This is a genomic window from Mesorhizobium sp. M7A.F.Ca.US.006.01.1.1, from assembly GCF_003997935.1.
Taxonomy (GTDB): domain Bacteria; phylum Pseudomonadota; class Alphaproteobacteria; order Rhizobiales; family Rhizobiaceae; genus Mesorhizobium.
In genome coordinates this window covers 15,001-23,816 of sequence record NZ_RZQL01000098.1, presented here as the reverse complement: position 1 = coordinate 23,816, position 8,816 = coordinate 15,001, and the positions used below count along the sequence as shown (strand labels likewise).

The window sequence follows — 8,816 nt, the reverse complement described above, 5'->3', positions numbered from 1 at the left end:
GACAGGCACCGCACCGTTGGCGAGACCGGAGAAAATGTCGAAGATCGGCACCGTCGTCGGCAGCGGAGCCACATAGTGCGGCGCATTCCTCAGCAGCCGGTCGCGTTCGAGCAGGGATTCGCGCACCAGTTTGAATTCGCCGTTTTCGAGGTAGCGCAGGCCGCCATGCACCATGCGCGACAGGGCGGCACTTGCGCCACTGCAATAGTCGCCCTTTTCCGCCAACACGACATCGACGCCTTGCAAGGCCAGCTCGCGAAAGACGCTGATGCCGTTGATGCCGCCACCGATGACGAGCACGGCGATATCAGGCCGGTCGCGCAGACCGGCTAACGTATGGCTACGGTTCATGGGGGCTGTTGCCTTTTTTGCTCAGGCATCCATCGCGGTGAGATGCGCGGCTGCCGCGGCGTCGATTGCCGCTAACTCGCTTGCCGCAAGCGTGATCTCGCCGGCCCGTGCATTGTCGAGCGCCTGTTCAGGATTGCGCGCGCCGCACAGGGCGAAAGTGATGCCCGGCTGGGCGAGCGTCCAGGCGATGACGATCTGCGCCGTCGACGCCTGGTGGCTCTCGGCGATCGAGGCGATTGCCTCCTTCAGCTTTGCCACCTTCTGCCGGTTGGCCGTGGAGAAGCGTGGGTTGTCCTTGCGTTGGTCGTCGCCGCCGAATGTGCGGCCGGGTTCGACCGTGCCGGTGAGCAGGCCCAGCGCCAGCGACGAATAGCTGAGGGTGGCGATGTCGTGCGCGCGAGCAATCGGCAGCAGGCTGCCCTCGATGTCGCGGTCGATCATCGAATAGCGCTCCTGGATCGCATCGAGCTGGCCGGCGTCGATATAATGGCCGAGATCCTCGGCGCTGATATTGCTGGCGCCGATGGCGCGGATCTTGCCGGCTGCCTTGAGCTTTTCCAATACCGCCATCGTCTCGGCGATCGGCGTCGTCGGGTCCTGCCAATGGGTGATGTAGAGGTCGATATGATCGGTGCCCAGACGCCGCAGGCTCTGCTCGACCTCATAGGCGATGCCGTCGGCGCCGAGATAGCGATGCACTGGCTTGTCGTCCTGGTCGAAGAAATGGCCGCCCTTGCCCGAATGCCAGTTCAGCCCGCATTTGGTCGCGATCACCACTTTGTCGCGCTTGCCCTTGATGGCCGTGCCGACGATCGCCTCGCTGCGGCCAAGACCGTAGGCCGGCGCAGTGTCGATCAGGCTGAGGCCGGCATCGATCGATGCTTCGATCGCCTTGACCGACTCCTTCTCGTCGGTGCCGCCCCACATCCATCCGCCTATCGCCCAGGTGCCCAGGCCAACAGCCGACGCCGATATGCCGGACTTGCCGATCTGCCGCTGGATTTGTCGAGAATTCATGCTGCCTCCTGTTCGGCCAGCTCGAGGATCTGGAGCCCCGTGGCCTCGTCCGTGACGATGGTGTCGAGATGGTTGCCGCGCATTGCGGCGAGGATCGGCGCGACCTTGCTGGGGCCGCTTGCGATGCCGATAGAGCGCGGGATGGTCGCGAACTCGTCAAGCGTCAACGAGACCAGCGAACGGTTGAGCGAGTAGTTGCAGAGCTTGCCCCGGCGATCGATGAGATGAGCAAGCAGCTCGCCTGTCGCCCCGGACTTCTCGATCGCCTGGCGATCGGCATTCGAGGACGGATGCAGGTCGTAGTAGCTGGAATCGTCGGTCAGGATGGAGCCGACACCCACCACCGCGACATCGGCCTCGCGCGCCTTGCGAAAGACGTCGGCGACGGAGCTGATGCCCATCAGCATCTCGCGCTGCTGCGCGGTGTCGGCAAACAGCGGCGCGTGGATCTGGTAAGCGCGGCCGCCGAGCTTGTCGGCCATCAGCGAGGCGACGTGATTGACGTCGGTGTAGTGCTTGCCCTGCACCAGTCCGGTGGCGGGGATGATTTCGACGTCATAGCGGCGCCCGGGCTTGAGACCGGCGACCAGCGCGCTGACGCCCTTGCCGCCGGTGATCGAAATCGTGTCGCCATCCTTGATGGTGTCGAGCAGCAGCCCAGCAGCAGCCTCGCCGACCCGCTGCAGGGCCGTGTGCGGATTTTCGGAGACCGACGGCACCACCATCGCCCGCTCGATGCCGCCCAGCGCAACCAGCCGTGCTTCCAGGTCGACCAGATGGTCGATCGGCGACTTGATCTTGATCTCGACGAGGCCGAGCTGGTGGCCGCGCTTGATCAACCGGTTGACGGTGGCATGCGAGATGCCGAGTTCCCCGGCGATCTCGGCCTGGGTCTTGCCTTCGACATAGTGCAGGACAAGCGCCTGGTGCATCTGGCGGACAGCGGCGATGTCGTCGCGGGTGTTGGGAGGGGCCATGGTCTTGTTTCGCTGCCTTGAGGTTCACGACTTCTTGCGGTGCAGGAAGTGATCGATCGACACCGCCGCCAGCAGGATGCATCCCTTGATCATGTCCTGCCAATAGACCGAGACATCGAGCAGGATAAGCGAGCTCGTCACCACCGACAGCAGAGCCATGCCGAGGATCGCTCCGAAGATGGTGCCCGAGCCACCATTCAGCGAGGCGCCGCCGATGACGGCCGCGGCGATGATGTTGAGTTCCATGCCGGCGCCGAAGGTCGGCGTCGCCGCGCCGAAGCGCGCCATGTAGATGACGCCGGCCAGTCCGGCCAGCGTCGAGCACAGGACCGTGACCCAGAACTTCACCTGATTGGTCCTGATGCCGGAGAACTGCGCGGCCTTCTCGTTGGAGCCCGTGTAGAAAACCTTGCGGAAAGCCGTGGCGCGACGCAGCAGGAAGTCGAAGATGGCCACCACGACGACGAAGATCAGAATGACATAGGGGATGTTGTTGAAACTGCCCTGGCCGATGGCCTTGAAGGCTGGCGGCAGGGTGAACAGCGACAGCGGCGTGCCCTTGGTGACCACCAGGCACATGCCGCGCACGATGACCATTGCCGCCAGCGACGTGATGAAATGGTTGAGGCCTATCACCGTGACGAAGAAGCCCATGGCCGCGCCGATCAGCGCGCTGACGCCGATGCCGATCAGGCTTGCCGTCCAGGGGTCGAGGCCGGCGAGGAACAGCGCACCCGAGACCACCATCGAGAAACACACGACCGAGCCGACCGACAGGTCGATGCCGCCGACGATGAGCAGGATCGTCATGCCGACGACGACGATGCCTTCGATTGAGAAGCTCATCAGCATGGCGCGAAAATTGCCCCATGTCAGGAAGTGCGGCGAGGCGAAGCTCATGGCGATGCACAGCGCCAGGATGATGACGATCAGCCCGGCCTCGCGCATCGAGGCGAGCTGAGCGAAATTGATCCGCCGCCCGGCGGCCTTGATCTCGGCGTGCACGAGCGCTTCTCCTGATTGCCTAGGCGACATTCTGGGCCTGCCTTTGAATTGAACTGTTCTGGACGCCCGAGGCGAACATGATGATGGCTTCCTCGCCGAGCTCGCTGGCGGCGAGTTCGCCGGCGATCCTGCCTTCGCGCACCACGAGAACGCGGTCGCACAAGCCAATCAGCTCCGGCAGTTCGGACGAGATGACGATGACGCCGACACCGCTGCCGGCAAGCTGGCGCAGCAGCCGGTGGATCTCGACCTTGGCGCCGACATCGATGCCGCGCGTCGGCTCGTCCATGATGATGACCTTGGGATCGACCGACAGCTGCCTGGCGATGGCGACCTTCTGCTGGTTGCCGCCGCTCAGCGTCGAGACGACGGCATCGATGCCGGCCATGCGTACGCCGAGCCTGCCGGTCAGCTCCTTCGCCTGACGATCCTCGGCCTTGCGGTCGAGCAGGCCGAGGCGCCCGGTCAGCTTGGCGAGGTCGAGCGCCGATATGTTCGCCGCGATCGGCAGATCGAGGAACACGCCGGAGCCTTTGCGATCCTCGGAGAGATAAACCAGCCCCGCCTTGACCGCATCGCCATAGCCGCTCAGCCGCAGCTGCTTTCCGTCGAGCGCGACGGTTCCTGACGTCATCGGCCTGAGGCCACAGACCGTTTGCGCGATCTCGCTACGGCCGGCGCCAATGAGGCCGCCAATGCCCAGAATTTCGCCGGCACGAAGCTGCAGACCGACGTCGGCGAAGCGGCGCCCATCGGAAAGCCCCTCGACCGAGAGGAGCAGGCGGCCCGGCTCTTGCGGCGCCAGTTTATCGGGATAGAGCTGGGTGATTTCGCGGCCGACCATCTTGCGCACGACATCGTCAGGTGAAACGGCGGCGACCTGATCGGTTGCCACGTAGCGGCCGTCGCGGAAGACGGTGACGCGGTCGCAGAGCGAGAATATCTCGGCCATGCGGTGGCTGATATAGACCACCGAAATGCCACGAGCCTTGAGCCCGCGCACGATCGAAAACAGGCGCTGCGCTTCGCTTTCGGTCAGCGCTGCGGTCGGCTCATCAAGCATCAGCACCTTGCAGTCGAGCGTCAGCGCCTTGGCGATCTCGACAAGCTGCTGGTTGGAAATGGACAGGTCGGCAACCCTGGTACGCACCGGAATGGGCGCGAGCAGGTCCATGACTTTCTGGGCGTCAGCGTAGAGCTTCTGGAAATTCATCAGCGGCGCGCGCCGGCTGTTGATCGCGGCCATGTAGATGTTTTCGGCAACGGTGGCGTCCTGACAGAGCGCAATCTCCTGGTGGACAAGCGCAATGCCGAGGCGTTGGGCGGCCGCGGGCGAATGGATCGAAACACGCTCGCCATCGATCAGGATGTCGCCCTCGTCAGGTTGCAATACACCGGCGATCATGTTCATCAGCGTCGACTTGCCGGCGCCGTTCTCGCCGCACAGCGCATGGATTTCGCCGCGCCGCAGTTCGAACTGCACGTCGCTCAGCGCCTTGACCGCGCCGAACGCCTTGGACAGGCTGCGGATTTCAAGAATGGGCGCCTGGGTCACGCCATGCTCCTGCGGTGCTTGCGGGGGAGGAAGGAGGCCGAAGCCTCCTTCCCGGTTAATCCGGCCATGCCGAGGCCGGGCGGCGAGATCGAGACTATTCCTCGATGCCCTTGGTGCCGCGACGCTTGAGGTACTTGTCCCAGTAGAAGTCGTCCGCATTGTCCTTGGAGACGATGGAGAAACCATTGTCGACGAAGGGCACGCTCATCGGGTTGAAACCCGAACGCTTGGCGTCGTTCATCGGATCGATCAGGCCGGGATGTTTGGCCATCCACAACAGCATGAAGCCCATATAGCCCTGCATGCCCTGGTTTGGATTGACCGAGCCGAAGATCTCGCCGGCCTTGATCATGTCGAGGATCTTGGCGTTGACGTCGGCGAGCATGACTCGGATCTTGCCGCCGCCTTCCTTGGCGGCCTGGGCAGCACCGATGGCCGAGTTGGCCTCCGGCATGAACACGGCGCCGAGGTCGGGATGCGCCTGCGCCAGGCTCAGAACGGCCTGATAGGCCTTGGTCGGATCCTGGTTCGAAGCGGCGCGGCCGACGAGCTTCATGTCAGGCCATTTGGCTTCCATGCGGGCGACGAAGGCGTTGACGCGCTTGTCGTGGTTGTCCTGGCCGGGATTCTCCAGCACCGCATATTCGCCCTTGCCGTCCATCGCCTTGGCAACGGCGTCGGCGGCATAGGTGCCTTCAGCATTGTTGTCGGAGGTGATGTAGGAGACGCGCTTGGAATTCGGCGAGTCGGCGGCGAAGGTCACCACCGCGGTGCCTTGCTCGATGGCGCGGTTGATCGGCTCGATGAACGGATCGGAGTTCATCGGATGCACCAGTATGCCCGCCGGCTTCTGCGCCAGCGCTTGGTCGAAGGTCGCGATCTGCTTGTTGACGTCGTATTCCGGCGTACCCGTATAGGCGGTCTCGCAGCCGAACTGCTGGCCGGCCTGCTTGAACATTTCATAAACCGGGAACCAGTATTCGACGCCCGAGACCATGACGTTCATGACGTATTTTTCACCCGGCTCGCATTTGAACGGGTTTGGGGTTTCGGCGCGTACCTGCATCGACCCAAAGCAGGTCGATGCAGCCGCCGCGATTGCGAGCGTGCTCAGAAATTTGCGCAAGTTTCCTCCCTTGGCCGAAGCCATCCTCAATGACCGTCGCAGGCGCTCAACGAGCGCTGCTATATGGATTTGATGACGCCGACCTTCCTCCGAAAGCCGACGATCCGGACATTACAGCCCAGGCGCGCATTGTCAATATAATTCACATAGTGAAATATATTTCAAGACCTACTTCCGGGGATTTATACGCTCCCTGGTCGCGGGCCGCCAAGGTGCCGGCTGGGCAGGGCGTTTCCTGCCTTTGGCCGCGAACCGGAGAGTGTGGTTGGAGTATCGGCACCCAGAAGCTCGCGTGGTGCCCTCCCGCCGGCCACGTCTTTATCGCCTGAAGCCCCGGTCTTGTCTTTGATAGCATCTGTTCCAGGCGCGGCGTGACGCTCTCCATGTCGCTTGGCCCAAGAAGTCAGCCGCTGCGTCGGCTTACGGCAGCCTTCGGACCATCCGGCGTATTCCGAGAAGCTTCGGCTGTCCCTTGAACGCGAACGGCCGCCGGCTGGTGCCATGCGGGCTGTTTTTGCTTTGGTTTTGGGGAGAGGGATTGGCTTTTTGTCTGGCGGCTTGGCTTGGCCTGCTTGGGGGCGCCTGATGACAGGCTGGCAGCACGGCAGAATACAAAAGAGCCCGCACGAGGCGGGCTGTTTGTTTAGTGAAGTTTGGTTGCGGGGACAGGATTTGAACCTGTGACCTTCAGGTTATGAGCCTGACGAGCTACCGGGCTGCTCCACCCCGCGTCACCTTTTGTGCAAGCCGAGACCTACAGATAGGTAGATGGCTGACCAAATGAAAGGGCCGCTTACGCGGCCCGTGATCCCTTGGCGGGCCATTTCATAAAGAGAAGATTTCTCTCCATCCGATTTGGATGTGAGATCAACGTGCGTTTTGCAGACCTGGCAGCGACCTACTCTCCCGCGTCTTGAGACGAAGTACCATCAGCGCTGGAGCGTTTCACGGCCGAGTTCGGAATGGGATCGGGTGCAGCCGCTCCGCCATAACCACCAGGTCGGCAAAACGCACGTTGTTCGAGAAGCTTTTTTTGCGATTGGCCGCAACATAGCATCAGGCGCAAGGCCTGGGGCTCTGTCGGAGCTGTTTCGCTGGTCTTTTTTGTGCCTGTCACCCTCCGATTTGGAGCGATGAGCATAAGGAATGAGAACGATCAAGCCGATCGAACTATTAGTACCGGTAAGCTTCAAGCGTTGCCGCTCTTCCACACCCGGCCTATCAACGTGGTCGTCTTCCACGGTTCTCAGGGAATACTCGTTTTAAGGTGGGTTTCCCGCTTAGATGCCTTCAGCGGTTATCCCGTCCGGATATAGCTACCCTGCTATGCGGCTGGCGCCACAACAGGTCCACCAGAGATCCGTCCATCCCGGTCCTCTCGTACTAGGGACAGATCCTTTCAATATTCCTACACCCACGGCAGATAGGGACCGAACTGTCTCACGACGTTCTGAACCCAACTCACGTACCGCTTTAAATGGCGAACAGCCATACCCTTGGGACCTGCTCCAGCCCCAGGATGCGATGAGTCGACATCGAGGTGCCAAACAACCCCGTCGATATGGACTCTTGGGGGTCATCAGCCTGTTATCCCCGGCGTACCTTTTATCCGTTGAGCGATGGCCCTTCCACGCGGGACCACCGGATCACTATGACCGACTTTCGTCTCTGCTCGACTTGTCAGTCTCGCAGTCAGGCAGGCTTATGCCATTGCACTCAGCGAACGATTTCCGACCGTTCTGAGCCCACCATCGCGCGCCTCCGTTACTCTTTAGGAGGCGACCGCCCCAGTCAAACTACCCACCATACATTGTCCCGGACCCGGATAACGGGCCGCGGTTAGACATCCATAGTAATAAGGGTGGTATTTCAAGGGTGGCTCCACCTGAGCTGGCGCCCAGGTTTCAAAGCCTACCACCTATCCTACACATGCCACTACGAATGCCAATGTAAAGCTATAGTAAAGGTGCACGGGGTCTTTCCGTCTAACCGCAGGAACCCCGCATCTTCACGGGGAATTCAATTTCACTGAGTCTATGCTGGAGACAGCGGGGAAGTCGTTACGCCATTCGTGCAGGTCGGAACTTACCCGACAAGGAATTTCGCTACCTTAGGACCGTTATAGTTACGGCCGCCGTTTACTGGGGCTTCGATTCAGAGCTTGCACCCCTCCTCTTAACCTTCCAGCACCGGGCAGGCGTCAGACCCTATACGTCGTCTTGCGACTTCGCAGAGCCCTGTGTTTTTGATAAACAGTCGCTACCCCCTGGTCTGTGCCACCCTCCTCTACTTGCGTAGAAAAGGGTCACGCTTCTTCCGAAGTTACGCGTGCAATTTGCCGAGTTCCTTCAGCATAGTTCTCTCAAGCGCCTTGGTATACTCTACCAGACCACCAGTGTCGGTTTCGGGTACGGTTTATAAGGAGGAGCTATTTCCTGGAACCACGCAGCAGCCCGTTCAATCCGATAAGATTGGACTACCTCAATGATCCGTCACTACCTCCAAGCCCACGAATATTAACGTGGTTCCCATCGACTACGCGTTTCCGCCTCGTCTTAGGGGCCGGCTAACCCTGCTCAGATTAGCTTTAAGCAGGAACCCTTGGTCTTTCGGCGGGGGAGTCTCTCACTCCCCTTACGTTACTCATGTCAGCATTCGCACTTCTGATACCTCCACCACCCCTCACGGGTATGGCTTCATCAGCTTACAGAACGCTCCGCTACCGCTTGGCCCTTGCGGACCAAACCCTAAGCTTCGGTGTATGGCTTTAGCCCCGTTACATTTT

Annotated in this window: 6 protein-coding genes, 1 tRNA gene and 2 rRNA genes (1 of these 9 running past the window's edge); all 9 read right to left on the bottom strand. The window is 61.2% G+C overall.

Annotation, left to right across the window (positions count from 1 at the left end; translation table 11 throughout):
* Positions 1-351: FAD-dependent oxidoreductase (locus tag EN943_RS18210; RefSeq protein ID WP_127414009.1), on the bottom strand; the 351-nt coding region annotated here is incomplete at its 3' end.
* A gap of 21 nt (positions 352-372) precedes the next feature.
* Positions 373-1,368, bottom strand: a complete 996-nt coding sequence (locus EN943_RS18205; RefSeq protein WP_127414007.1) for an aldo/keto reductase — start codon at positions 1,366-1,368, stop codon at positions 373-375.
* Entirely contained in the window at positions 1,365-2,345 is a 981-nt protein-coding gene (locus EN943_RS18200; RefSeq protein WP_127414006.1) for a sugar-binding transcriptional regulator, read from the bottom strand. Before EN943_RS18200 ends, EN943_RS18205 begins: the two co-directional genes overlap by 4 nt.
* Before the next feature lie 24 nt (positions 2,346-2,369).
* A complete protein-coding gene (locus EN943_RS18195) occupies positions 2,370-3,293 on the bottom strand; it encodes an ABC transporter permease (RefSeq protein ID WP_245270382.1) in 924 nt (307 codons plus the stop codon).
* 76 nt (positions 3,294-3,369) lie between these two features.
* Entirely contained in the window at positions 3,370-4,905 is a 1,536-nt protein-coding gene (locus tag EN943_RS18190) for a sugar ABC transporter ATP-binding protein (RefSeq protein WP_127414004.1), read from the bottom strand.
* 94 nt (positions 4,906-4,999) lie between these two features.
* On the bottom strand, positions 5,000-6,031 hold the full coding sequence (locus EN943_RS18185; RefSeq protein ID WP_013529471.1) for a substrate-binding domain-containing protein: 1,032 nt from the start codon (positions 6,029-6,031) through the stop codon (positions 5,000-5,002).
* A 654-nt stretch (positions 6,032-6,685) separates the two neighbouring features.
* A tRNA-Met gene (locus EN943_RS18180) sits at positions 6,686-6,762 on the bottom strand.
* Positions 6,763-6,916: 154 nt separating this feature from the next.
* Positions 6,917-7,031, bottom strand: a 5S ribosomal RNA gene (gene rrf, locus EN943_RS18175).
* A gap of 152 nt (positions 7,032-7,183) precedes the next feature.
* Positions 7,184-8,816, bottom strand: a 23S ribosomal RNA gene (locus EN943_RS18170) (it continues 1,189 nt past the right edge of the window).

Bases quoted from the DNA above. Each gene is read 5' to 3' on its own strand.
- EN943_RS18195 (WP_245270382.1), bottom strand. From the start codon at position 3,293: ATGCGCGAGGCCGGGCTGATCGTCATCATCCTGGCGCTGTGCATCGCC.
- EN943_RS18200 (WP_127414006.1), bottom strand. From the start codon at position 2,345: ATGGCCCCTCCCAACACCCGCGACGACATCGCCGCTGTCCGCCAGATG.
- EN943_RS18205 (WP_127414007.1), bottom strand. From the start codon at position 1,368: ATGAATTCTCGACAAATCCAGCGGCAGATCGGCAAGTCCGGCATATCG.